The organism is Litchfieldella anticariensis FP35 = DSM 16096 (genome assembly GCF_000409775.1).
In the GTDB taxonomy this organism is placed as follows: Bacteria; Pseudomonadota; Gammaproteobacteria; order Pseudomonadales; family Halomonadaceae; genus Litchfieldella; species Litchfieldella anticariensis.
This window is the reverse complement of the sequence record NZ_KE332388.1, coordinates 777,999-803,429: the sequence shown is the minus strand read 5'-3', so window position 1 is coordinate 803,429 and position 25,431 is coordinate 777,999. Positions and strand designations below refer to the sequence as shown.

The 25,431-nt window shown below is 59.4% G+C and carries 18 protein-coding genes and 2 tRNA genes; 17 read left to right on the top strand and 3 right to left on the bottom strand.

Annotated features, from left to right (window positions below; genetic code table 11):
• Positions 1–4: 4 nt before the first annotated feature.
• Positions 5–1,471, bottom strand: coding sequence for a membrane-bound lytic murein transglycosylase MltF (gene mltF / locus L861_RS10605; RefSeq protein ID WP_016415954.1), 1,467 nt, complete (start codon positions 1,469–1,471; stop codon positions 5–7).
• A 167-nt stretch (positions 1,472–1,638) separates the two neighbouring features.
• Between mltF and purL the strand changes: the two genes are divergently transcribed.
• The 14 genes from purL (at position 1,639) to nadA (ending at position 20,894) form a co-directional block, all read left to right on the top strand.
• Entirely contained in the window at positions 1,639–5,574 is a 3,936-nt protein-coding gene (gene purL / locus L861_RS10600; RefSeq protein WP_016415953.1) for a phosphoribosylformylglycinamidine synthase, read from the top strand.
• Complete coding sequence (gene radD, locus L861_RS10595; protein WP_081645845.1) at positions 5,574–7,406, top strand: DNA repair helicase RadD; 1,833 nt, start codon at positions 5,574–5,576, stop codon at positions 7,404–7,406. The genes purL and radD overlap by 1 nt, the downstream gene beginning before the upstream one ends.
• Positions 7,407–7,494: 88 nt before the next feature.
• Positions 7,495–8,439 carry a segregation and condensation protein A gene (locus L861_RS10590; RefSeq protein ID WP_016415951.1) on the top strand — a complete coding sequence of 315 codons (945 nt, stop codon included), beginning with the start codon at positions 7,495–7,497 and terminating at the stop codon, positions 8,437–8,439.
• Entirely contained in the window at positions 8,436–9,320 is an 885-nt protein-coding gene (gene scpB / locus L861_RS10585) for an SMC-Scp complex subunit ScpB (RefSeq protein ID WP_016415950.1), read from the top strand. Before L861_RS10590 ends, scpB begins: the two co-directional genes overlap by 4 nt.
• Complete coding sequence (gene rluB / locus L861_RS10580; RefSeq protein ID WP_016415949.1) at positions 9,317–10,174, top strand: 23S rRNA pseudouridine(2605) synthase RluB; 858 nt, start codon at positions 9,317–9,319, stop codon at positions 10,172–10,174. The genes scpB and rluB overlap by 4 nt, the downstream gene beginning before the upstream one ends.
• A gap of 171 nt (positions 10,175–10,345) precedes the next feature.
• Positions 10,346–17,179 (top strand): two-partner secretion domain-containing protein, encoded by a 6,834-nt coding sequence (locus L861_RS10575; RefSeq protein WP_016415948.1) that lies wholly within the window; start codon positions 10,346–10,348, stop codon positions 17,177–17,179.
• Positions 17,180–17,529: 350 nt separating this feature from the next.
• Positions 17,530–17,994 carry a hypothetical protein gene (locus L861_RS10565; protein ID WP_021029164.1) on the top strand — a complete coding sequence of 155 codons (465 nt, stop codon included), beginning with the start codon at positions 17,530–17,532 and terminating at the stop codon, positions 17,992–17,994.
• A 17-nt stretch (positions 17,995–18,011) separates the two neighbouring features.
• A complete protein-coding gene (locus L861_RS25310; RefSeq protein ID WP_371827877.1) occupies positions 18,012–18,197 on the top strand; it encodes an endonuclease toxin domain-containing protein in 186 nt (61 codons plus the stop codon).
• A complete protein-coding gene (locus L861_RS25305) occupies positions 18,170–18,421 on the top strand; it encodes an endonuclease toxin domain-containing protein (RefSeq protein WP_371827879.1) in 252 nt (83 codons plus the stop codon). The genes L861_RS25310 and L861_RS25305 overlap by 28 nt, the downstream gene beginning before the upstream one ends.
• A 119-nt stretch (positions 18,422–18,540) precedes the next feature.
• On the top strand, positions 18,541–18,918 hold the full coding sequence (locus tag L861_RS10560) for a contact-dependent growth inhibition system immunity protein (RefSeq protein WP_016415946.1): 378 nt from the start codon (positions 18,541–18,543) through the stop codon (positions 18,916–18,918).
• A 38-nt stretch (positions 18,919–18,956) separates the two neighbouring features.
• Positions 18,957–19,292: a hypothetical protein gene (locus L861_RS10555; RefSeq protein WP_016415945.1), complete on the top strand. Its 336-nt coding sequence runs from the start codon at positions 18,957–18,959 to the stop codon at positions 19,290–19,292.
• 144 nt (positions 19,293–19,436) lie between these two features.
• Positions 19,437–19,512: transfer RNA gene (locus tag L861_RS10550), tRNA-Lys, on the top strand.
• Between the two features lie 44 nt (positions 19,513–19,556).
• Positions 19,557–19,632 (top strand) — tRNA-Lys (locus L861_RS10545).
• A gap of 233 nt (positions 19,633–19,865) precedes the next feature.
• Positions 19,866–20,894, top strand: coding sequence for a quinolinate synthase NadA (gene nadA / locus L861_RS10540; protein WP_016415944.1), 1,029 nt, complete (start codon positions 19,866–19,868; stop codon positions 20,892–20,894).
• A 68-nt stretch (positions 20,895–20,962) separates the two neighbouring features.
• On the opposite strand, the gene L861_RS10535 is transcribed toward nadA, so the two are convergent.
• Positions 20,963–22,411 (bottom strand): M48 family metalloprotease, encoded by a 1,449-nt coding sequence (locus tag L861_RS10535; protein WP_016415943.1) that lies wholly within the window; start codon positions 22,409–22,411, stop codon positions 20,963–20,965.
• Between the two features lie 125 nt (positions 22,412–22,536).
• Between L861_RS10535 and L861_RS10530 the strand changes: the two genes are divergently transcribed.
• The gene (locus L861_RS10530; protein WP_016415942.1) at positions 22,537–22,785 is read left to right on the top strand and encodes a sulfurtransferase TusA family protein; all 249 of its coding nucleotides are present in this window, start codon (positions 22,537–22,539) and stop codon (positions 22,783–22,785) included.
• Complete coding sequence (locus tag L861_RS10525) at positions 22,782–23,882, top strand: AI-2E family transporter (protein WP_016415941.1); 1,101 nt, start codon at positions 22,782–22,784, stop codon at positions 23,880–23,882. The genes L861_RS10530 and L861_RS10525 overlap by 4 nt, the downstream gene beginning before the upstream one ends.
• Before the next feature lie 2 nt (positions 23,883–23,884).
• On the opposite strand, the gene L861_RS10520 is transcribed toward L861_RS10525, so the two are convergent.
• The gene (locus L861_RS10520) at positions 23,885–24,358 is read right to left on the bottom strand and encodes a peroxiredoxin (RefSeq protein WP_016415940.1); all 474 of its coding nucleotides are present in this window, start codon (positions 24,356–24,358) and stop codon (positions 23,885–23,887) included.
• A gap of 186 nt (positions 24,359–24,544) precedes the next feature.
• Here L861_RS10520 and dapA point away from each other — a divergent pair, with 186 nt between their 5' ends.
• The gene (dapA, locus tag L861_RS10515; protein ID WP_016415939.1) at positions 24,545–25,429 is read left to right on the top strand and encodes a 4-hydroxy-tetrahydrodipicolinate synthase; all 885 of its coding nucleotides are present in this window, start codon (positions 24,545–24,547) and stop codon (positions 25,427–25,429) included.
• Positions 25,430–25,431: the final 2 nt, after the last annotated feature.

The following is a 25,431-nucleotide window of genomic DNA, read 5'->3' as shown; positions in this document are numbered from 1 at the left end:
CATCTTAAATTGCCGGTGGGACAGTATTGAACAGGCTGTCATCATCTGCGTCGGGTTGGCGTTGATTGAGTTGAAAGAACTGCTGCTGACTCCGGTCAACGTAGTCGAGAATCTCATAATAGCGCCGAATGTTGCGCACGTAGATCACCGGTTCACCACCGCGAGCATAGCCGTGACGTACCTGACTGAACCATTCACGATTCTGTAGCAACGGCAGGGCTTCGCGAACATCGGCCCATACATGAGGGTCACCACCACGCATCTCGGCGATCTTCTGTGCGTCGTATAGATGGCCCAGGCCGACGTTGTAAGCGGCCAACGCCATCCATTGTCGGTCGACATCGTCGATGTCTTCGGGCAGCCGATCCATGATCTGACGCAGGTAGCGTGCCCCACCGTCGATGCTTTGCGCCGGGTCGAGTCGGTCACCGATATCCATTTCCCCGGCGGTGGCATTGGTCAGCATCATCAAGCCGCGTACACCCGTGGGAGAGGTTGCTTGAGGATTCCAGTGGGATTCCTGGTAGCCAACCGCCGCCAACAGCTTCCAGTCGAAGCCGGTGTCCCGTGCCGCGCGGCGGAACAAGTCGGTGTAGTTGGGCAATTTCTCGTGAATATGGTCGATGAAGATCCTGGCGCCGACGTATTCCAGATAATCGTCATGACCGAAATAGCGCTGCACCAAATCGTCCAGGACCCCTTCGAGTCGCAGGCCGTCGAGGAAGCGGTTGGCTTCCTCCAGCAAGCCTAGCCCTTGGCCCGAGGGCAGTGCCCAGGCCATACTCAGCGGCTCGCCGAGCTCGAAACCGTTCTCGACGCCAGGAAAGAACAGACGGTTCAACTTGAATTGGTGAGCATAGAGAACGGCGGCATCCAGAGTGCCGTTTTCCACTCGTTGTAACAGGTCGGCGACTTCCAGGTCCGGCGTTTCCTTCCAGCTCAGCTCGGGCAGCTCGGCTTGCAACTCGCGCAGGATCAATCCCGCTCCCGATCCTTGTATAGCTCCCACGTTACGACCCATCAGGTCGGCGGGCTCACGTAGCGGTGGCAACCCACGGCGATAGACCACCATCGGCTGCAGTTCGAGAATCGGGCGGCTGAAATATAGGCCAGGAAGAGTAGGGTCCAACGGCAAGGCCGCGGCACCGAGATCACCTTCGCCGCTGCGTACGGCATCCAGCACGCCTGAGATGTTGCGACTGGCATCCATCGATAGGCTGACGCCAAGATGGCTGGCGAAGCGTCGAATCAATTCGTATTCGAAACCGGTGGGACCATGACGGCCTTCGTAATAGGTAGTGGGGGTGTTACGTGTGAACACGGCGATGAAGTCCCGACTGCGAATATCGTCCAGGTGCCGGCCTTGGGAAGAGGGTTGGTGGCTGGGAACGAGCGCCAGCACGAATGCGGACAACAACAGTAGGTACCACCGTCGATAATGATAGAGGTGGCGGAGCAAAGCCTTGGACATGAGCAGTGTGCGGTCGCGATGAGACAATTCACCTTACCGGCCGACGAGCGCTCTGTCACCTCGAGTCGACCACGGATTTCTCCATGCCTACGCTTTCCAGTATCATGTGCGCTCATTGCCGCCCGGCCGCGGCCCCCGTTTTCGCTTTCTTCAGAGGCTCTATCGACATGCTCGAACTGCGAGGCGCGCCTGCCCTTTCCGCTTTCCGTCATGCCAAGCTGCTGGCCGCTCTGCGTGCGCACGTGCCCGAGGTCGAATCGCTGTACGCCGAATACGTGCACTTCGTCGATCATGACGGGGAGTTGACCCGTGACGATCTGGCGATACTCGAGCGTCTGCTGGACTATGGTGCCCATCGGGACTCGACACCGGGGAGCGTGGCGTCCCCACGCGAAGGGCATCTGTTCCTGGTGGTACCGCGCCTGGGCACTCTATCGCCTTGGTCGTCCAAGGCCACCGATATCGCGCGCAACTGCGGCCTGACTCGAGTTCGGCGCTTGGAGAGGGGCATCGCCTATCGCGTCAAGCTCGCCGGCATGCTCTCGGAAGAGGCCTTCAATTCCATCGTTGCCGCTCTGCACGATCGCATGACCGAGTCCGTGCTCGCCAACAAGTCGGACGCCGCCCGATTATTTTCCCACCACGAGCCGGCACCACTGGGGCAGGTGGATGTCATCAAAGGGGGCCGCGAGGCACTTGCGAGAGCCAACGTTGAGCTGGGTTTAGCGTTGGCCGAGGACGAGATCGACTATCTGTGTGATGCTTTCCAAGGGTTGGACCGCAATCCGACCGACGTCGAGTTGATGATGTTCGCCCAGGCTAACTCTGAGCATTGTCGGCACAAGATTTTCAATGCCGACTGGGTGATCGACGGCGAACCTGCCGAGCGCTCGCTGTTCAAGATGATCAAGAACACCTACGAGCAATCGCCGGGGAAGATTCTCTCTGCCTATAGCGATAACGCCGCAGTGATCGAGGGTGCCACGGCGGGACGCTTTTTCCCCACGCCGCTGCTCGGTAAAGAGGGCGAGAAGGCCTCTTACGGTACGCACCACGAGCCGATCCATATCCTGATGAAGGTCGAGACTCATAACCATCCTACGGCGATCGCCCCCTATCCTGGTGCGGCCACTGGTGCCGGCGGCGAGATCCGCGACGAAGGCGCGACTGGCATCGGCGGCAAGCCCAAGGCCGGTCTGACCGGGTTTGCCGTGTCCAACCTGCGCATTCCCGAGTTCGTGCAACCCTGGGAAGCATTCGATTACAGCAAGCCCGAACGTATCAAGAGTGCGCTGGACATCATGCTCGAGGGGCCGATCGGCGGAGCGGCCTTCAACAACGAGTTCGGCCGCCCCAACCTGTGTGGTTACTTCCGCAGTTACGAGCAGGATGCGGTGGGTGCGGGGGGTATCGAACGGCGCGGCTACCACAAGCCGATCATGATCGCTGGCGGCTATGGCAACATCCGTGAGCGTCATGTCGACAAGGGTGAGATTCCCATTGGTGGCAAGCTGATCGTCATGGGTGGGCCAGCGATGTTGATCGGCCTGGGAGGCGGGGCGGCATCCTCGATGGCCTCGGGTAGCTCCAGCGAAGATCTCGATTTCGCTTCGGTACAACGCGACAACGCTGAGATCGAACGCCGTGCCCAGGAAGTCATCGACCGCTGCTGGGCGTTGGGTGAGGCCAATCCTATCCGCTTCATCCATGACGTGGGTGCCGGTGGCCTCTCCAACGCCTTGCCCGAACTGGTCAAGGATGGCGAGCGCGGTGGCGTGTTCGAGCTACGTGCCGTACCCAACGCCGAGCCGGGCATGAGCCCGCTGGAGATCTGGTGCAATGAGGCCCAGGAGCGCTACGTGCTGGCGGTAGCGCCGGAAGACCTCGATGCCTTCGATGCCCTCTGTGCCCGCGAGCGCTGCCCCTATGCCGTAGTCGGTGAGGCCAGCGAGGCGCACCATCTCGAGGTTCGCGATGGTCACTTCGATACCAAGCCGGTGGACCTGCCGATGAGCGTACTGTTCGGCAAGCCGCCCAAGATGCAGCGTGAGTTCCAGCGCCAGCCCCTCGACTTGCCCGGCGTCGCGTTGGACAACCTTGACCTGCGCGAGGCCCTGGAGCGGGTACTGCGTCTTCCCACGGTGGCATCGAAGAGCTTCCTGATCACCATCGGCGACCGTTCCATCACCGGTCAGGTCGCACGTGATCAGATGATCGGCCCCTGGCAGGTACCGGTGGCCGATGTTGCGGTGACCACGGCCAGTTTCGATACCCATGCCGGCGAAGCCATGGCAATGGGCGAGCGTCCTCCGGTGGCGCTGATCGACCCGGCAGCCAGCGCGCGCTTGGCGGTGGCCGAGGCCATCACCAACCTGGCCGCGGCGCCGATCGCAGCACTTTCCGATATCAAGCTTTCCGCCAACTGGATGAGTGCCGCCGACCACATCGGTGAGAATCAGGCGCTCTATGATGCTGTGCATGCTGTCGGTATGGAGCTGTGCCCGGCGCTCGGCATCGCCGTGCCGGTGGGCAAGGACTCGATGTCGATGCGCACTGCCTGGCAGGAGGAAGAGGAAGACAAGAGCATCACTGCGCCGCTGTCGCTGGTGATCACCGGGTTCTCCCCGGTCACCGACGCACTGAAAACCCTGACGCCGCAGATCAATCTGGAACAGGATGAAAGTGACCTGATCCTCGTCGACCTGGGCGCTGGACAGAACCGCCTGGGCGGCTCGGCCTTGGCCCAGGTCTATGGCCAGGTTGGTGACGAGTGCCCGGATCTTGACGATGCCGAGGACCTCAAGGCCTTCTTCAACGTGATTCAGGGACTCAACGCCGACGGCAAACTGCTGGCTTACCATGACCGTAGCGACGGCGGCCTGCTGGTGACGTTGCTGGAAATGGCCTTTGCCGCTCATGCCGGCCTCGAGATCAAACTCGACTGGCTGATCGATGAGCCTCATGAGGCGGTCAACGCGTTGTTCGCCGAGGAATTGGGCGCCGTGATCCAGGTCAACCGCCGCGATACCGAGTTCGTGCTGGCCCAGTTCGCTGCCGCCGGTATCGACACTTGTGGTGTCATTGCCCGGCCGCGCTATGACGACCAGGTGCGCGTGACTCTGTTCGAGGAGCCGCTGCTCGAGACCACTCGCTTGTTGACCCAGCGTACTTGGGCCGAGACCAGCTACCGCATGCAGTCACTGCGCGATAACCCCGACTGCGCCAAGAGCGAGTTCGACGGTCTGCTCGATGACCGTGACCCGGGTTTGTCCGCTCAGCCGAGCTTCGATATCGACGAGGATATTGCCGCGCCTTTCGTTAATATCGCGCGTCCACCGGTGGCCATATTGCGTGAACAAGGCGTCAACGGCCAGGTGGAGATGGCCTGGGCCTTCGACCATGCCGGCTTCGAGAGCATTGACGTGCACATGAGCGATATCCTCGCAGGACGTGTGAGCCTCGAGGAGTTCAAGGGCCTGGTGGCCTGCGGTGGGTTCTCTTATGGCGACGTGCTGGGCGCTGGTGGTGGCTGGGCCAAGTCGGTTCTGTTCAATGACCGCGCCCGTGATCAATTCGAGGCCTTCTTCCAACGCGACGATAGTTTCGCCCTGGGGGTGTGCAACGGCTGTCAGATGCTCTCGCAGCTCAAGGAACTGATCCCCGGTGCGGAGAACTGGCCGCGTTTCGTGCGTAACGAGTCAGAGCAGTTCGAGGCGCGCACGTCGATGGTCCAGGTCGAGAAGAGCCCATCGATTCTGCTGGCCGATATGGAAGGCTCGCGCTTGCCCATCGCCGTGGCACATGGAGAAGGACGCACCGAATTCCGCGATAGCGGTCACTTGCGGGCCATGCAGTCTAGCTCGCAGATCGCCTTGCGCTATGTCGATAATTACGGCCAGGTCACCAGCCGCTACCCAGCCAACCCCAATGGTTCGCCGGCAGGGATCACCGGCCTGACCACGCCGGACGGCCGTGTCACCGTCATGATGCCGCACCCCGAACGGGTGGCGCGTGCAGTGACCAACTCCTGGCGTCCGACCGAATGGACCCGGGACGGTGCTTGGATGCGCATCTTCCGCAACGCCCGCGTCTGGCTGGGTTGATGCTCGAGCACAGTGTCGGGACACAGAAGGCGGCCAAAGGGCCGCCTTCCTCGTCTTCAGAACTGCGGAGAGGGCCGACGCTACGCCCCTATCAGCAACAGGCGGTCAGTCGGGTGGTGGCACACTTTCGTGGGACCGACGAGCCCGCGGTGGTGGTGCTGCCCACTGGCAGCGGCAAATCGCTGGTGATCGCCGAATTGGCGCGGTTGGCTCGTGGCCGGGTACTGGTACTCGCTCATGTGCGTGAACTGGTCGAGCAGAATCATGCCAAGTACCAGGCCTATGGGCTCGAGGCGGATATCTTCAGTGCCGGCCTGGGGCGCAAGGAAAGTGGGCGCCAGGTGGTCTTCGGTTCGGTGCAGTCGGTGGTGCGCAACCTCGACAGTTTCGACGATGATGCCTTCACCCTGTTGGTGATCGATGAATGCCACCGAGTCTCGCTGGACGATGACTCGAGCTATCGCCAGGTGATCGACCACCTGCGCCAAGCCAACACTCGCCTCAAGGTATTGGGGCTGACCGCGACGCCCTATCGGCTGGGGCAGGGCTTCATCTATCACCGCCATCACCATGGCATGGTGCGTGGCGAGTCCGATTGTTTCTTCGCTGACTGCGTGTTCGAACAGCCGCTACGGTTGATGGTCAAGCAGGGCTATCTGGCCGAACCGAAACGCATCGACGTTGCCGTTGAGCGCTATGATTTTTCAGCCTTGGTGCCGTCGGCACGTGGTCTGTTCAGCGAAGACGATCTCAATCGTGTGGTCAGTGGTCAGCGCGTCACTCCCGGTATCATTGCCGAGATCGTCGAGCGCGCTCGCGACCGCCGTGGGGTAATGATCTTTGCCGCCACCGTGGCACATGCCGAGGAAGTTCTCGGTTACTTGCCTAAGAGTGAAGCAGCGCTGATCACCGGTAATACCCCATCCCGCGAGCGGGAACGGCTGATCGTCGCCTTCAAGGGCGAGCGGCTCAAATATCTGGTCAACGTGGCGGTGCTGACTACCGGTTTCGATGCACCACATGTCGACCTGATTGCCATCCTGCGGCCTACCGAGTCGGTAAGTCTCTATCAGCAGATCGTCGGGCGTGGTTTGCGCCTGGCGGCAGGCAAGCGCGATTGTTTGATCCTCGACTACGCTGGTAACCCCTGGGATTTGTACGCTCCCGAGGTCGGCTCTCCCAAGCCTGACCCCAACTCGGAACCTGTGCAGGTCGAATGTCCGGCCTGCGGCCATGCCAACCTGTTCTGGGGCAAGCGTGACGGCGAGATCGTCATCGAGCACTTCGGCCGCCGTTGCCAGGGCCTTGTGGAGGATGACGATGGTCGGCATCAGTGCGACTTTCGCTTCCGCTTCAAGACCTGTGAGGCCTGTGGCGCCGAGAACGATATTGCCGCCCGCCAGTGTCGCGGTTGCCAGGCGCGTCTGGTCGATCCCGACGATAAGCTCAAGGAAGCGCTGCGCCTCAAGGATGCACGAGTGCTCAGGGTGTCCGGCATGCAACTCGAAGCCACACTCAATGGCCGCGGATTGGAGCGACTCAGGGTCACCTACCATGACGAGGACGGTGCCATGCTCAGCGAATGGTTCGCACTGGAAACCCCGCCGCAGCGGGCTGCGTTTGCGGCGGTCTTCCTGCGCGATCACCTACGCGCTCCGGGCACCACTTGGCGGCCTACCTCGCCACGTGAGGTGATGGCTGGCGAACGCCGTCTGCGAGCCCCGGATTTCGTCATCGGGCGCAAGGCCGGTCGTCACTGGCAAGTGCGCGAGAAGTTGTTCGATTACACCGGTCGCTACAGAACGGCAGCGGATGCCGCCGAGACATCGTGAGCGGACTGTGGCTTACCCAAGAGGCCCCGGTCTTGCTAGACTGCACGATTGATCCGAAGACCGGGAACCGCAGGAGGCCAGGCCACGCGTGAGCGATACGCCTTCGACCGCTGTCGCCGATACCTCCGCTGTCCAGCAGGCGGAAGCCTTGGCGCGGCTGTTCGACGAGCCGATTACCGAGCTTCCCGAGGACCTGTACATTCCCCCGGAAGCGCTGCGGGTCTTTCTCGAGGCTTTCGAGGGCCCCTTGGACCTGCTGTTGTATCTGATACGGCGACAGAACCTGGACATCCTGGCCATCGATGTGGCGGCGATTACTCATCAGTACATCGAATACGTGGAACTGATGAAGGCGCTGGAGATCGAGTTGGCTGGAGAATACCTGCTGATGGCGGCGATGCTGGCCGAGATAAAGTCGCGTACCTTGTTGCCACGCCCTCCCAAGGGCGATAATGAGGATGACGAGACCGACCCGCGTGCCGAGCTGATCCGTCGTCTGCAGGAGTATGAGCAGTTGAAGCAGGCGGCCGAGTCGCTCAATGAACTGCCGCGCTTTGGCCGCGACTGGTTTCCTGCACAGGCCGGGTTGCCAACGCTGGAAACGCGAGTGGTGCATCCCGAGGTCGAACTCGACGAACTGCTGCATGCATTGTCGGGAATTCTGCGTCGCGCCGAACTGACCAAGTCACACCAGATCAGCCGTGAGGTGCTCTCCACCCGCGAGCGCATGTTGGCAATCATGGACCGTCTGAGTCACGAGCATTACACGTCTTTCGAATCGCTGTTCACTTTGGAAGAGGGCAAGGCCGGTGTGGTGGTGACCTTCATGGCGATTCTTGAGTTAGCCAAGGAAACGATGATCGAGATCGTGCAGAATGCCCCCTTGTCGCCAATCCATGTGCGGGCGCGACTGGCAACGCAAAGCGAAGCGGCGATGGAGGACACCTTCGAAGAAGGGTCTGAGGCCATGCTGGAAGAAAGCCCGTATGCGAACAATGAGGCCATCGCGGACGATGCGGAGGGCCAACGATGAATAATGCCTTCAAGCCCTTCGATTCCCCGGCGCTCGATGAGATTCTGGAAGGTGTGCTGTTGGCGGCGGGGGAGCCGGTATCACTGGAACGCATCGAGACATTATTTGACGAAGCGCAACCCCCCTCACGTGCCGCCATCCGCGAGTCGCTGGTCAAATTGGGCGAACGACTGGAGAACACCGCACTGGAATTGTGCGAGTCTGCCTCCGGCTATCAAGTGCGTATCCGCCAACGTCTGTCGCCGTGGGTGTCACGGTTATGGGACGAACGGCCGCAACGTTATTCACGGGCACTGCTCGAGACGCTAGCGCTGATCGCCTATCGTCAACCGGTGACGCGTGGTGATATCGAAGAGGTGCGAGGGGTCGCGGTGAGTAGTTCGATCATGCGTACCCTATCGGATCGTGGCTGGATCCGGGTAGTCGGTCACCGTGATGTGCCTGGTCGGCCGTCGGTCTATGCCACCACCCGTCAGTTTCTGGACGACTTCGGGCTCAAGACCTTGGACGCCTTGCCGCCAATGCACGAGTTGAAGGACTTCGATGAATGGCATGCCAGTCTTGAAGCGGCAGGGATCGATGACGAGCCACGCCGTGAGGAGACAACGCTGAGCGATGGTAATCCCGAGGTGGATGAAGATGATGCGGCATCGGCAGTGACACCGCGCGATACGCATGTCGATGAACTGGATCAGGATGATGAACTGGCGACGGCCGGAATGGCCGATGCCGAACCACACGCCGAGAAGGCGTCCAACCGGCCCGGGCTGAGCTTCGCCGATCTCGAAGCCCGCCTGGCCGAACGCGCCCGCGAGACCGTCGAAGAGGATGGACACACGGGCGCGGCAACCCCAAACGATGAGATGTCAGACGACTCATGAGTACTACCAGCGAAAAACTGCAGAAGGTCCTCGCCCGTGCCGGGCTGGGTTCGCGTCGCGAGATGGAAACCGCCATCAGTGACGGACGCGTCAAGGTCAATGGTCAGGTGGCCACCTTGGGCGACCGCATCGAAGCACGCGACAAGGTGACCTTCGACGATCGCCCCGTGACCTTGCGTGGCGCCGAAGAGACATCGCGCCGAGTGATCATGTACAACAAGCCTGAGGGTGAACTGTGTACACGCAAGGACCCCGAAGGACGGCGAACCGTCTTCGAGCGCCTGCCACGACTTAAAGGCGAGCGCTGGATCGCCATCGGCCGCCTGGATATCAATACCAGTGGCCTGCTGCTGTTCACCACTGACGGAGAACTCGCCAACCGCTTGATGCACCCCTCCACCCAGATCGAACGCGAATACGCTGTGCGCGTGATGGGCGAGGTCAGCAAAGAGAACGTGGTGGCCATGGTCGATGGTGTGATGCTCGAAGATGGCCCAGCACGTTTCACCGACGTGCAGGAATTCGGCGGTGAAGGCATCAACACGTGGTTCCACGTGGTGATCATGGAAGGGCGTAATCGTGAGGTACGCCGACTGTGGGAATCCCAGGGCCTGACGGTGAGCCGCCTCAAGCGTGTGCGTTATGGCAACATCTTCCTCGACAAGCGCGCCAAGGCCGGCGAATGGACGGAACTGACCCAGGACGAGATCGACGACCTGTCGACGATGGCTGGGCTTACTCCACGCAAGGTGCCGGAGCTGACCCCGGACGAAAAGAATCGTTGGAGCCGTGACAAGAACAAGCGGCGGCCGGTGCAAGCGATGAGAAAGCCCAAAACGCCACGCAAGCATTGACGACTTCTGATATTTCTCAGATCGCACAAGGCCCGCTTCCGTTGAGGAAGCGGGCCTTGTCAATGTTTTTCTAAAGTATTTCCCCTAGCTGCCGTTATTCCTCATCAAGAACCAGTGTGTCGCAAGGAACGCACAAAACAACGAATAACGTGATGCAGGGACGCAGCCACCATGAATAGCCGTAGCCCGTTGAGCTGCTACGTTGCCATCCTCCTCATCAGTGCCCTGTTCTGGCATCCGGTCATCGTGCTCGCCGACGGCATCGTCGTCGCCCCCGGCAGCGGCAATACCTCCCTGGACCGGGCCGGCAACGGCGTGCCGGTGGTTGATATCGCCACCCCCAACGGGCGCGGGCTATCGCACAACAAATTCACCGACTACAACGTCGGCCGCCGCGGCGTGATCCTCAACAATGCCACCCGCAAGCTGCAATCCACCCAGCTCGGTGGGCTGATCGTCGGCAACCCCAACCTGCGCGGCCAGGCGGCGCGGCTGATCATCAACGAAGTCAACGGCGGCCGGCCCAGTCAGCTCGAAGGCTACACCGAAGTCGCTGGCAGCGCCGCCAACGTGGTGGTCGCCAACCCTTACGGCATCACCTGCAACGGCTGCGGCTTCATCAACAGCCCGCGGGTCACGCTCTCCACTGGCCAGCCCATCATCGAGGACGGCGACCTGGACCGCTTCGCCGTCGACCAGGGGCGGGTGGCGATCGAAGGCCTGGGGCTCAACGCTGCCCAGGTCGATCAATTCGACATCATTACCCGCGCCGCCGAGATCAATGCCGAGATCCACGCCAAGAACCTCAACGTCATCACCGGCGCCAACGACGTCGACGTCGAGAGCCTCGAGACCACCGCTCGCCAAGGCACGGGCGAGGCCCCGGCGCTGGCCATCGACTCCTCGGCCCTGGGCGGCATGTACGCCGGCAGCATCCGCCTGGTCGGCACCGACAGCGGCGTCGGCGTCAAACTGGCCGGCGACATGGCCGCCAGCGACGGCGATATCCGCATCGACGCCAACGGCCACCTGCGTCTGGCCAACGCCTCCAGCAGCGGGACGATCCAGGCCAAAGCCACCTACGCCACGCTCAGCGGCAACGTCCATGGCAGCCAGGCCGTCAGCGTGCGCACCCGCGAAGACCTCGACATCGACGTCACCAGCCGCCTGACCAGCGCCGGCAATATCACACTGAACGCCGGACAGACGATCGACCACCAGGGCATCGTCATCGCCGGCATCGAGAACGACACCTTCCAGCCCGGCGCCGGCCTCACCCTCACGGCCAACCAGCTCGACAACCATGGCCACCTCGCCGCCACTCAGACGCTCACGGTGACCACCACCGCCGCCACCCACAACCACGGCCGGCTGCTGGCCAGCGAAATCGCCGTCGATACCGCCACCCTCGACAACCACCCCGACAGCCTGATCGCCGCCGGCACCATCGAGATCGACGCGGACAGCGTCGACAACAGCGGCGCCACCATCGAAGCCACCAACACCCTCACGGTCGACGCCGACACCCTGACCAACAACGATGGCACGCTCACTGGCGACAGCGCCACGCTCACCGTCACCCAGGACCTGACCAACCAGCGCGGTGTGATCAGCGCCGAGAATGGCGACCTCACCCTCAAGGTCGGCGAACAGTCGGACAACCTCACCGGCTACCTCAATAACGCCGACGGCATGATCGAAGCCAGCGACACCCTCACGGTCGACGCCAATAAACTGACCAATACCAACGGCGACCTGCGCGCCCTGGGCGGTGACACCAGCCGCCTCACCATCACCGGCACCCTCGACAACCACAACGGCCGGCTCGAAGTCGCCAGCGACAACGCCACGCTCGACGCCGGTACCTTGCTCAACGACCAAGGGCAACTCACGCATACCGGCAGTGGGCTGCTACGCCTCGACGCCGATAGCGTCACCAACGCTGGCGGCCAGGTGCACGGCACCGGCAGCGGCCAGGTGACGCTGGACCGGCTCGACGATGTCGGCGAGTGGAAATTCAACGGCGCGCTCGGCTTCACCCTCGACCAGGGCCTCACCCTCGTTGCCGGTGACACCATTACCAGCGCCACGAGCCTGACCCTAAAAATGGCCAGCCTCGACAACCGTGGCGAACTGCTCGCCAACGACGCTCTCGCCATTCACGCCAGCGGCGACATCACCAACCACGGCCTGATCTCCACCCGGGGCGACCTCGACATCACCGCCCGCCACCTCACCCAGCTCGACGGGCGCCTGGCCAGCGGCGGCACCTCCACCTACCACCTCGACGGCAAACTCCTCAACCAGGGCTTCCTCACCGGCGTCGGTGACATCACCATCACCACCGCCCACCTCGACAACCACGGCACCCTCGGCAGCCTGGGCAACCTCAACATCGACAGCAGCGGCCGTATCGACAACCGCGCCGACAGCCTGCTGTTTTCCGGCGGCGACATGACCCTGTTCGGCACGCACCTGCTCAACCGCTACGGCGAGATCTACAGCCAGGGCGATCTCGACTTCGCGCGCAACGACGACCATGCCAGGGCGGAGCGCCTCGAGAATCGTTCGGGGACGATCGAGGCAGAAGGCAATATCGACTTGTTTGCCGATAGTGTCAAAAACGTAAGAGATGTTATCGAAGAAAAATGGGTCGAAGTAGGTGGTAGTGCAGTTAAAAAACTGTATTTGGCCGAGGCATATGAACAAGCAGAATATTATAGCCACGGAGGAGAAAGCGCGCCTCCGGATAGAGTGCCTGAATGGGATGTTGACTTCTACGACTTAACCTTGAAAGAAGCGTCTGAAAAAGTTGTGGTGTCTAGCTCAAAGAGTGGGAGTATTGTATCTGGGGGTAATTTATCGATAAGGGCGTTGAGTGTTGAGAATTCTGCTAGTACTATCGCGGCAAAAGGCAATGTAGATATTGTGTCAAGTAGTCTTGAGAATAGAGGGAGTGGAGAGAGAAGAGAAAGAATCAGAAAGTATGAGTTTGACAGAAGTTATTTTGATGTGAGTAATAGGAAAAGGTTTTTCGAGATCGTTGGTAAGGGGGAAGAAAGTTCTTTTGGAGATAATGCCTTGCCTGAAATTTTGGCAAATCATGAACTAAAAAGTGACATTGTCACAATAGAAGAAAGTGATAGCTCCTTATCAGGCATCATTCAGGCGGGCGATACAGTTTCCTTGCGCATATCTGGCAATGTGGAAAATGGCACGGTCAAGGAAAACGCCCGTGTACAACTGAATGGTAACTTGGGCAATACGGGGACAAACGCTCCCGTTAGTTCGTTGACTATCACCCTCAACCAGCGCACCACGGACGGCGACGGACGCATCTCCCCCGCGGAACTCGACTCGTTCCGTCTGCCACAAGGTCGCTACGGGCTGTTCGTGCGCAATACCTCGCCGCAGAGCCGTTACCTGATCGAGACCAATCCAGAGTTCACCAGTGCCGAGCAACTGATGGGCTCCGACTACCTGCTCGACAAGCTGGACTACACCGCCGACGGCGCCTACCAGCTGCTCGGCGACGGGCGCTACGAGTTGCGGCTGATTCGCGACGCGGTACTCGCCAACACCGGGCAGCGCTTCCTCAAAGACTCGCTGGACGACGACTACGCTCAGTACCGCCAGCTGATGGACAACGCCGTGGCGGCCAAGGACGCCCTGCGGCTCAGCGTCGGCGTCGGCCTGACCCCGGCGCAGACCGCCGCGCTCACCCACGACATCGTGTGGCTGGAAGAACAGCAGGTCGACGGCCAGACGGTACTCGCCCCGGTGCTTTACCTCGCCCAGGTCGACGAGCGCAACGTGCGCGGCGCCAGCCTCATTCAGGGCCGCGATATCGACCTGATCGCCGGCGGCGACTTGGTCAACGTCGGCACTATCCGTGCGACTAACGATCTCGCCGCGACCAGCGACGGCTCGATCCTCCAGGGCGGCCTGCTCGACGCTGGCGAGCGCCTCGACCTCAGCGCCGGCGACTCGATCCGCAACGCCCTGGCCGGCGAGATTCGCGGTGGCCAGGTCAGCCTGACGGCCACCGAGGGCGATATCGTCAACGACCGTACGGCGGTCACTGCCGGTTACGACAAGTCCTATGAAACCTATCTCGACCAGGGCGGCTTGATCAGTGCCCGCGACGGCCTGGAGCTGAACGCCGGGCGCGATATCGTCAACCGCGCCGAGATCGACAGCCAGGGTGATGCCGATCTTCAGGCGGGACGGGATATCGTCACCGAAGCTGTTGTAGATGCATGGCGCGAGGCCCGTGTCCATGAGTATGGATGGCTTAGAGAAAGCTCCTCGCTCTTAGGAGCCAACGTTACTGTGGCGGGCGGTACGGTATTGGATGCGGGGCGCGATGTTCGCCTTGAGGCAAGTGAGATCAGCAGCGGAGCGGGGTTGTCGATCATTGCGGCCAACGATATCTCACTTGAGGCTGGGGATAGCCGGAAGAATGCATCATTCGGTCGAAATTATAGAAAGTCTCTGAATATTGAGCAGTCGGGCAGTGAACTGAGCGCTGACGACGACATCACCCTGAGAGCTGGACGCGATGTCACTGCCATCGCTAGCCATGTCACCGCTGGTAGCAACCTGACGATCGATACTGGCCGTAACCTCACCTTGGCTGCGGCGGCGGAGGTGGACCATAGCGAAGTACACGACTCCACCGCCCAACAGGTCGAGCGTAGAGTTCGTCAGCAGGGCAGTAAATTGGAGGCCGGCAACGATCTTCTGCTGAGCGCAGACCAGAATCTGCAGCTGATTGCCAGTGAGGCCGAGGCGAAGGGTGATGCCTATCTCTTCGCTGGTCACAACGTCGCGCTGTACACCGCCAATAACCAGGACTACTCGCTGTCTGAGAAGAGAAGCGGTGGTGGCTTGTTCGGCAGCAGTAGCTACCGCCGTGATGAGATCAATAACCTGCGTGCTGTGGGTAGCCAGGTTCACAGCGGCAATGATCTCAGCGTCGTCAGTGGGGCCGACCAAACCTACCAAGGCGCCCGCCTCGAGGCTGGCAATGACCTGACGTTGGCCAGTGGTGGCGCCATCCGCTTCGAGACAGCCAGCGATATCCGGACCGAATCTCACGAGAAGCGCAGTGGTAACTTCGCTTGGCAATCCTCAGAGGGGGAAGGCTTCACCCGCGAGACATTGCGCCAGAGCGAACTGGTATCACGAGGCAATCTGGTGATCCAGGCCGCCAACCGTATTGTTGTCGATGTGCCTGAGGTTAATCAGCAGACCGTCAGTGAGATGGTCGATGCCATGGTGGAGGCTGACTCGGATCTCGCCTGGCTTAAGGAGATGGAGACACGCGGCGACGTTGACTGGCGGCGGGTCAAAGCGATCCACGATACTTGGGATTACGAACATTCCGGGATCGGTGCCGGGGCGGCAATGGTCATCGCCATCGTTGCCGCAGCCTTCGGCCAATACTATGTGGGGCCGATGTTGGGCACAGGCACGGCCGCCGCTGCCGGTGGGGCAGCCGCCGGCTCAATGGCCGGCACCGCCGCAGTCAGCATGGTTAATAACCGAGGCGATCTCGGCGCCACGTTAGATGACACCCTCTCAAGCGATAGCCTGCGTAGTGCGACCATCGCTGCTATCAGTGCAGGTATCGCCAAGGGTACTCTGGGAGAGAGCATCAATACCACCACTGGTGCTACCACCGGATTAGGTCTTAGTAAGGTGGGGGATATTGCCCGCTTCGCCGGCCAGCGCGTCACTCAAGCGGTCATCGATGCTGGCGTCCGCACTGCCATTGGTGACGGCAGCCTGAGTGACAACCTCGAAGCCGGCCTCGAAGACGCGCTGACGCACGTGGTCTCCGGCGTCCTGTTCCATGCCGTGGGTGATTATGCTGTCGACCATGACTTGTCAGAGGGCAGCCCAGAGAAAATCGCGCTGCATGCACTGGTCGGCGGTGCGGTTTCCGAAGCCATGGGTGGCGACTTTAAGACCGGTGCATTGGCAGCAGGGGCCAGCGAAGCACTGGCCGACAAGCTGGTTGAGAGTGCTTGGGAGAATCCCCTTCTGTCCAACACCGTGGCCCAAATCGTCGGTATCACGGCAGCCGGCTTCGTTGGCGGTGATGTCGAGCAAGGCGCGTGGATTGCAGGGCAGGCAGAGAGCTACAACCGTTACTTGCATGAGGAAGAGGAGGCTTTGGCCAAAGAATTAGCAACGCAAAGTGATCGTCACGATGCTGATGATATTGCCGATGGATTGCGCTATGCACAAACGGATGCTTATCCAGATCGCGTCGGCATCAACGGTGCTCTGGCAGACACCCAGCAGATGGATACCGGTGCATGGTTCGACACCACGGATGGTCGGCTCCTGGTTTTGTCAGGGGAAGATGGAACCGGTCGTTATCTGATGCAGGACTTCAGTCAGATCCAAAAGCCTGGTGCGGACCTGATCACCTTTATTCAGCAGCACACCGGAGACACGTACCGGTGGCCTGAACCTTCTGGCGCAAATGACAATATTTTACCATCACGCGATCCTTCCACAGGGCGAATTCTGGATGAGACAGGACGTTACTACGTAACTATGCAGGCAGATGGTCGATCGTTTCGTGTTCCTCACTGGCCTTGTGTAGGATATTGTGATGGTGAAAATATGGACTTTAGTGATTCAGCCACGATTGAGTGGGTGAATGCATCAAATGTCGCAACTTTGGATGTAGGAGCAAAGGCTGCAACAGCTGGTCTGTTGGTGACATCAGGAGGGTGGGTAGGTGCTGTACTTAATCTGTCTTCAGTAGGGCTTTCCTTCGCCACTGCTTATCATCGTGATCAAGTGGCTCAACAGACTAGCGCACAAAGCTTCTCTCTCTTGCATAACAAAGTGCTTAATGAGGTTTTTAGAAAGAGTCTGAGCACAAGGCTTGATGCGGCTCTCTCTTTGTCTGGATATTACGACTTTCTGTCTAATGATATTCCCAATGATGTGGAATTGATTGGGGGTTATAAGGATGATGAGTAAGGTGAATTTTATATGGCCTTCCAAGTTTATAGGAGTGCGAGTAAGGGCTTTTGTTTTAGTTTTTTTGATATCCTTGCCTCTTCTTGCATGGGGTGCGAGGGTGATGTTGGACTTAAGATATGAAAATGTAGCCTCAAGATTTTTGATATTTCCTTTGTTGATTTATTATTTTTATGCTTTTTTGTTTGATAAGCATATCCATTCTCCAATGGGGATGGTTGAGTTTAGCTGTCATAATGAAGGGAAGCAATGGGTTAGATTTTGTTTCTTTGTTATCTTTCTTCTGATTTTTGCTTTATTGATTTGACCGTGATCCGCATTGGCAACCTCAATCAAAATGATAGCAGGACGTGGGCGGAGATCGAACAAGGCTAGGAGGCGCTCACCCGTGGCATCGCCAGCCGGCGGCACTTCCGGTGACTGGCCCCTATGCGGCAGCCAACCTGACGGCTCGTGGAGCGGCAGGGATCCTCGCCGGTGTCCCGGTCGAGATGTTGAACAGCGTGGGAGGCCTGCTGGCCCTACTGGATGGAGACACCTACGTCGCGCTTTACGAACTCTTGCAACAGCATGAAGTGCTGTCGATCATTGGCGAAGACCTCAAGGACGATTACACGCAGCGCATCGCCACGCTGCAGGCCGAGTATCAACGGGCCGGTGCCGATGGCGCGTTCAACGCCGGTGTTGAAGCCGGCAGGCTGCTGACCGATGTCGCCGCCGTGCTTACCGGAGGCGCGGGCGTTGCCAGGAACGTGTCAGGGCTTGCTGGCAGGATTGGTGCTATCGGCACGACAAGAGGGATCGGGGGGTTGTAAGCCGGGCCGAAACCGTCATGCAATGGGGGCGGGGGATTCAAGGGCAAGGCATGCCGTGGGAGGATTTTCTTGCTTCACAACTACCAGCCGGCTCTCGCTTGCCGCCGAACTTCAAGACGTTTGATTTTTATGATCCTACAACGAGAACCGTGACCAGCGCCAAGACGTTGGATACATCCATACATCCACGGCGGCTAGAGTAGGGAATCCTCGTCAGGTTTATAATTCTCTGAAGGGAAATATTGACGCAGCGGTTAATTTTACAGAGTATCAGCTGAGAGGAATAATTCTTAACGAATCAAGAATCACAGCACGAGAGTTGAGCGTGGCAGTCCCATCCGGTACAACACGGGCTCAATGGCTCAAATCAGCAGGGCTATCGAGTACGGGAAAACCAAAGGTGTTAATGTTATTGTTACCCAGGTGAGTGATGAGTAATAATGAGCAATGTTTCTGGGCTGGAGCACTTTTCAATGGGGACTTTTTTTGTGTTGAAACTTATTCAGGGCTAGGTTTGATTGGTAGGGATTTGTTGGGGCTCAACATTTGTTAGGGTCTGATTCGGAAGATGAAGAGCTGGGTGAAGCTCTGACAGATGCACTGTCGAAAAGCCGGACACTGACGCTGGATGAGTATGGAGAGTTCTTTGATTATGAAAAAGGTAAAATTCAGTATAAGGATTGGCTTAAAACTTTGATGGAAAGATATGGCTATAAAACTGAGCGAGCCATGTTCAAGAACATGAAGAGCTGTAATATCGAAAGCCAAAACGGCACGATAACTATTCGTCCAAGCCATCATGAAAAGCTTGAAGCTTGGAGTGGTGACGGGATTAGCGAAAGCGATTACGTGGTGATTCCCGCCGATAGTTCGCCTGCCGAAGTAGGAGCTGCGCTCCGACTGGCGTTCAGTCGGTGCACTTAAGATGTTGTGGGGTAGATTAATGCTACCAAGGCGCTCGGTTGAAGGCCGGCAACAACCTGACCCTGGCCAGCAGCGGCACCATCCACTTCGAAGCGGCCAGCGACATCTATATCGAATCCCACGAGAAACGCAGCGGCAACTTCGCCTGGCAGTCGTCCCAAGGCGAAGGGCGCACCGACGAAACCCTGCGTCAGAGCCAACTGATCGCCAAGGGCAACCTCGTGATCCAGGCCGCCGACGGCATCGTCGCCGAGGTGCCCGAGATCAACCAACAGACCGTCAGTCAGACTATCGACGCCATGGTTGCAGCCGATCCCGATCTCGCTTGGCTCAAGGAAATGGAATGGATACTTGGCTGTCATGGTGAACCATGACCAGGCTCCACGAGGGCTACGGCAAGCCTGGATTCGCCGGAAATCATTGAAAAAATACTTGTCAGCCTAGGGCGTTGTCAGTACTATGTGCGCCCTGTCGGGAGGGGAATCGTGATGTGAGCCCCTTTCTGATGGTCCGGCGGCGGGTCGTTAGCTCAGTTGGTAGAGCAGTTGGCTTTTAACCAATTGGTCGTAGGTTCGAATCCTACACGACCCACCATTTCTCGCCGCCGCTTCCCGTACCATCGCCGGTATGGGTGTTGCGGGTCGTTAGCTCAGTTGGTAGAGCAGTTGGCTTTTAACCAATTGGTCGTAGGTTCGAATCCTACACGACCCACCAGATCCCGCCCTCGCCTCCTCGGAGGCGAGGGCGTTTTCGTATACACAGCCGGCTTTTTCCATTGCAAAAGGGAGAAATCCTGGCGCATTCTGGTCTAGAATGAGCAGTGGTCGAATGGTGCGGGAGTCGCGCCACTTGGCCATCAGGGGCGTCGTGGACGGGCAGAGAGCCGGTCGCACGGCGCATCTGGAATCATGCAGGGGGAGCCCCTGCCAGTCACAGTGGTAGACACGATGACGATCATGACCTCCCGAGCCGAGGTGCGCGAGCACCTGGCCCGTGCCTATTGTCCAACGCGTATCCCTGCCGAGGACGAGGCGCGTGTCGATGAAATCAAGCGCCTGTTGCACGATCGGAACGCCGTGTTGGTGGCGCATTACTATACCGACGATGCCATTCAACAGCTTGCCGAGGAAACCGGCGGCTGCGTGGCCGATTCCCTGGAAATGGCTCGCTGCGGCCCCCGCCACGAGGCTTCGACCCTGGTGGTGGCGGGTGTGCGCTTCATGGGCGAGACCGCCAAGATCCTGTCGCCAGAGAAACGTGTGCTGATGCCGACCCTCGAGGCGACCTGTTCGCTCGATGTAGGCTGCCCGGCCGACGAATTCAGTGCTTTCTGCGATCAGCATCCCGACCGCACCGTGGTGGTCTACGCCAACACCTCGGCGGCAGTGAAGGCTCGTGCCGACTGGGTAGTGACCTCATCCATCGCCGTGGATGTGATCGAGCACATGCAGGCGCGTGGCGAGAAGATCCTGTGGGCCCCCGACAAGCATTTGGGGAGTTACATCCAGCGGAAGACCGGCGCCGATATGCTGTTGTGGGACGGTGCCTGCATCGTTCACGAGGAGTTCAAGGCCAAGGGTATTGAGGACCTCAAGTCGCTGTATCCCGATGCCGCGGTGTTGGTGCATCCTGAGTCACCGGCTCCGGTAGTTGAACTGGCGGATGTCACCGGTTCCACTTCGCAACTGATCAAAGCCGCCAAGGAGCTACCCCAGGAACGACTGATCGTTGCCACCGACCGCGGTATCTTCTTCAAGATGCAGCAAGCAGTGCCCGAGAAGATGTTGTTCGAAGCACCCACTGCCGGCAATGGTGCGACCTGCAAGAGCTGCGCTCATTGCCCGTGGATGGCCATGAATGCGTTGGATAATCTGGCGGGGGCACTGCGCCACGGCAGCGGTGAAGTGCTCGTGGATGCTGAGTTGCGAGCCAAGGCGCTCAAACCGCTGGAGCGGATGCTTAACTTTAATTCCTGAGCTACGAGCTACGAGCAATTAAGCTCGCACCGATGTCGCGGGCTATCATCATGCTCGCGGCTCGCGGCTCAAAACTCTTCCATCGTTTCACGATAGTCGAGGAAATCTTCGCGGCGCTGCTCGATGCGGCCCGCGACAGTGGCCTCACCTGTGCGTTCGGCCACGTCTTCTGCGACATCGAGCTGGCGAATCGCACGGTCGATGCGTCCGGTGAGCTGCAGATATTCGGCACGGGCAAGATGTCCCCAGGCCACACGACCGCTGCGCCCGGCCGCTTCGGATAGCAGGGTGAAGAGTTGCGGGTCTTCTGGACGCTGTTCAGTCAGATCGCGTAGCACCTCGAAGGCTTGCTGAGGGTCACGTTGCAGTAGGGCTTCGCCTCGCAGACGTTGGGCGGGCATATAGTCGGGCATGATGCGCAACAAACGACGGGTGCGCTCGAGGGTTTCGTCATAGTCACCTGCCTTGAATGCCACTTCGGCTGCTGAAGTCGGAAGCAGTGGTAGGTCGGGTAACTCTTGGGACAGTTCGTCCAGCACTGTCAGGGCTGCCTGTGTCTGGTCGCGTTCAGCGTCGATCAGTGCAGCCAGGTAGCGCTTGGCAACGTGAGCTGGGTCACCTTCGTTCAACTGAGCGGTTGCCTGGCTCGGATTGTCGCGATGCAGGTCGAGCAGTGCCCGGGCGCGTACCAGGTCATACATTGGATCATCGTCGCGAGGGTGGCTCACGTTCATCTGATTGGCGCGAACTTCTGTATCGCTGATGCGTGACTCGGTCACCGGGTGGGTCAGCAGAAATTCCGGTGGGTTACCGCCCTGAAGGGTGGCCATACGTTGCATGGCACGGAACATGCGCACCATGGCCTGAGGATCGTAACCGGCCTGGACCAGGGTTTGCAGGCCAATGCGGTCGGCTTCTTGCTCGTAGCGGCGGGAATAGGCCAACTGATCCTGGATGAAGGCAGCCTGTGAGCCCATGGCGGTAGCAATACCGGCATCGCCGCCGCCACCGGCAGCGATCAGCATGCCGGCGAGCATTGCTGCCATGGCCGGGATCTGGGTCTGCTCGGCGCGTTCCATACGGCGGGCATAATGGTGTTGCGACAAGTGACCCAACTCGTGAGCCAGTACTGAAGCCAATGATGCCTCGTCCTTGGCGAAGGCGAACAGGCCGGAGTTGACGCCGATCACGCCGCCAGGCACCGCGAAAGCGTTGAGCAGGCGGCTATCGACCAAGGTTACCGTAGTGCGGGCATTGACGATCCCGCTGTGGGGTAGCAGGCGGTCGATCAACGATTCCACATAATCCTGCGCCATGGGGTCCGACCAGACCGGTGCGCGGGCCCTGAACTGACGCAACCAAGCGCGGCCAAGGCGATATTCTTCGTTGCCCGACACACTGGTACTCGCCGTACCTAGCTGCGGTAGGCCATAATCGTCAACAGCCGTGGCTGGCGTTGCCAGAGCGCCAGTCAATGCCAGGGAGCCGGCAACCAGCCAAGGCTTCACGTGTATCATGGGTTGCCTCGTTTAACCCGGACGCTTCTCTGACATTGATTCATTGGTCAAAGTGCCTTTAAATTCCAAGAAATTCCATTGCCAGATGTCTGGCATCTCTGCCCCACATTTTTCCGGGAGTTTGCATGGCCCTGCAACCTGACGATGTGCTCGACGCCCGTGGCCTGCCTTGCCCCTTGCCTTTGCTGAAAGCCAAGCAGGCCTTGTCACGCATGCAAGCCGGGCAACTGCTGGAGGTCATGGCTACCGACGCAGGTTCATGGCGCGATTTTGAATCGTTCATCGCTCAGAGCGAACACGAGATGCCGGCCCGTGAAGAGCGGGGTGAAGTCTACCATTACTGGGTCCGCAAGGGTGGGGAGCCAAGGGCATGACCTTGCGCTCAGTATTCAAGGGCTGGGTCGAGCACTACTTCTCCGACGAAGAGGCGGTGATCCTGCTGGTGGTATTGGTATTGGGATTCGCCATCGTGATCTGGCTGGGGCGTATGCTGGCGCCGTTCTTCACCTCGCTGGTGATCGCTTTCCTGCTACAGGGTGCTGTGAGCTGGCTCGAGCGGCGTGGCATCCCCCATTTGCTGGCGGTGATACTGATCTTCCTGGGCTTCATTGGCATCCTGTTGGCGATGGCCTTCATCGTCATGCCTCTGATCTGGAATCAGTTGGTCAGCTTGGTGCAAGAGACACCGCGGATGTTCGCCAGTGGCCAGGAACTGCTGGACGACCTCCAGGCGCGCTACCCCAATCTGGTGACGCCCGATCAAATCCAAGACTGGATAGGCGCGGCTGGTCGTGAGCTGACCCAGGTGGGGCAGCGTGCCCTGACACTATCGCTGGCGTCGCTGGGCAATGTCCTGGCACTGATCATCTATCTGGTACTGGTACCGATCCTGGTATTCTTCATGCTCAAGGATAGTGACCGGCTGGTCGGTTTCATGCTGTCGCTGCTGCCCCAGAAGCGTACCTTGATGACCCGCATCTGGCAGGAAATGGATGATCAGATCGCCAACTACGTGCGCGGCAAGTTCGTCGAGATCATCATTGTCGGTAGCGTCGCTTTCCTGACCTTTGCCTTCTTCGGCCTGCCTTATTCGGCGCTACTGGCGCTGTCCGTGGGGCTTTCGGTCCTGGTGCCCTATATCGGCGCGGCGGTGGCCACGCTGCCGGTGGCGGCGGTAGCAGGGTTCCACTTCGGCATCAGCGACCAGTTTTTCTATGTCGTGGTCGCCTATGGCGTCATCCAGGCTCTCGACGGTAACGTGCTGGTGCCGATTCTGTTCTCTGAGGCAGTCAACCTCCACCCGGTATCGATCATTCTGGCGGTACTGTTCTTTGGCGGGATTTGGGGATTTTGGGGTATCTTCTTCGCCATTCCCCTGGCGACTCTGTTGAAGGCCTTGGTGCAGGCTTGGCCCCGTGGCATCAAAGGGCATAGCGAGCACCAAGCCGTGGAAGTACTGTCCGAAGAGTGATGTCAGCTGGCGTGGAGAGTCTGGGCAGCCTCTAGGACCTCATCGGCATGTCCAGCCACCTTGACCTTCCGCCACTCACGTGCCAGCTTGCCGTCCTTGTCGATCAGGAAAGTGCTACGTTCGATACCCAGGTGTTCTTTGCCATAGAGCTTCTTGAGTTTGATCACATCGAACAGTTGGCAGACGGTTTCATCCTTGTCAGAGATCAACTCGAAGTTGAAACCCTGTTTGGTCTTGAAGTTTTCCTGGGCACGAAGGCCGTCCCGGGAGACGCCCAGGATCATGGTGTTGGCGGCATCGAAGGCGTTCTTGCGGTCACGGAAATCGCCACCTTCGGTGGTGCAGCCAGGAGTGCTGGCCTTGGGGTAGAAGTAGATCACGACTTGTTTGCCCTTCAGCTCCGACAGAATGAAGGTGGTGTCACCGGTGGCCTGGGCGGTGAAATCGGGTACCGGTTGTCCAAGCGTAATGCTCATCTAGGGCTCCTTTGACTGGTTGAAACGCATGGCGAAGCGGTTCCGATTACACGCAACCACCGAGCCGCTGTAAAGTCGATACGATACAACGGCATTGCCCGCTGTACAGGCTTTCATCGCCTGAGTACCATTTAGCCCTTGGCATGCCTTGCTTTGAGCGTCAATAGAACGAAGAGGATCCTCAGAATGATCACAGGCAGCATCGTCGCCCTGGCGACACCGATGAAGGTCTCTGGCGAGATCGATTGGGAGGCGCTGCGTCGTCTGGTGAACTTCCACCTCGAGAACGGGACGGACGCCATCGTCGCTGCCGGCACCACGGGGGAGCCCACCACCATGTCGTTCGCCGAGCACTTCGATGTGATTCGCACCGTGGTGGAAGAGGTCGCCGGGCGTATTCCGGTCATCGCCGGTACCGGTGCCAACGCCACCTCCGAGGCGGTAGAGCTGGCACGTTATGCCAAGGAGGTAGGAGCCGATTACTGCCTATCGGTCTGTCCCTACTACAACAAGCCGACCCAGGAGGGCCTTTACCAGCATTTCAAGGCCGTGGCCGAAGGCGCCAATCTGCCGGTGATTCTGTACAACGTACCGGGGCGCACCTGTTCGGATCTCTATAACGAGACCGTCTTCCGCTTGGCAGAACTCGACAACATCGTCGGCTTGAAAGACGCCACCGGCAACCTCGAGCGCGCCGAAGATTTGATCGAGCGTCTCAAGGGCAGTGGTTTCATGCTCTATTCCGGCGATGACGCCACGGCCTGCGACTTCATGCTGATGGGGGGGGATGGTGATATCTCGGTAACCGCCAACGTGGCACCGCGTGCCATGCATGAGCTGTGCGTCGCAGCGGTTGCCGGCGATACCGAGACGGCTCACCAGATCAATACCCGGCTGATGCCTTTGCACACCGTGTTGGGGGTGGAAGCCAATCCGATCCCCGTCAAATGGGCCCTGAACCGAATGGGTTATGCCGAGGCGGGCATTCGCCTGCCGTTGACTTGGCTATCCGAAAAATATCATTCCACGGTTGGTGAAGCCTTGCAGCTCGCTGGCGTGATCGAGGCTTGATC

What these genes read in the sequence shown, in the direction of transcription:
- mltF (WP_016415954.1), bottom strand. Translation starts at nt 1,471, where the DNA reads ATGTCCAAGGCTTTGCTCCGCCACCTCTATCATTATCGACGGTGGTAC.
- radD (WP_081645845.1), top strand. Translation starts at nt 5,574, where the DNA reads ATGCTCGAGCACAGTGTCGGGACACAGAAGGCGGCCAAAGGGCCGCCT.
- dapA (WP_016415939.1), top strand. Translation starts at nt 24,545, where the DNA reads ATGATCACAGGCAGCATCGTCGCCCTGGCGACACCGATGAAGGTCTCT.
- L861_RS10530 (WP_016415942.1), top strand. Translation starts at nt 22,537, where the DNA reads ATGGCCCTGCAACCTGACGATGTGCTCGACGCCCGTGGCCTGCCTTGC.
- L861_RS10525 (WP_016415941.1), top strand. Translation starts at nt 22,782, where the DNA reads ATGACCTTGCGCTCAGTATTCAAGGGCTGGGTCGAGCACTACTTCTCC.
- rluB (WP_016415949.1), top strand. Translation starts at nt 9,317, where the DNA reads ATGAGTACTACCAGCGAAAAACTGCAGAAGGTCCTCGCCCGTGCCGGG.
- L861_RS10575 (WP_016415948.1), top strand. Translation starts at nt 10,346, where the DNA reads ATGAATAGCCGTAGCCCGTTGAGCTGCTACGTTGCCATCCTCCTCATC.
- nadA (WP_016415944.1), top strand. Translation starts at nt 19,866, where the DNA reads ATGACGATCATGACCTCCCGAGCCGAGGTGCGCGAGCACCTGGCCCGT.
- L861_RS10535 (WP_016415943.1), bottom strand. Translation starts at nt 22,411, where the DNA reads ATGATACACGTGAAGCCTTGGCTGGTTGCCGGCTCCCTGGCATTGACT.
- L861_RS25310 (WP_371827877.1), top strand. Translation starts at nt 18,012, where the DNA reads ATGCAATGGGGGCGGGGGATTCAAGGGCAAGGCATGCCGTGGGAGGAT.
- L861_RS10520 (WP_016415940.1), bottom strand. Translation starts at nt 24,358, where the DNA reads ATGAGCATTACGCTTGGACAACCGGTACCCGATTTCACCGCCCAGGCC.
- purL (WP_016415953.1), top strand. Translation starts at nt 1,639, where the DNA reads ATGCTCGAACTGCGAGGCGCGCCTGCCCTTTCCGCTTTCCGTCATGCC.
- scpB (WP_016415950.1), top strand. Translation starts at nt 8,436, where the DNA reads ATGAATAATGCCTTCAAGCCCTTCGATTCCCCGGCGCTCGATGAGATT.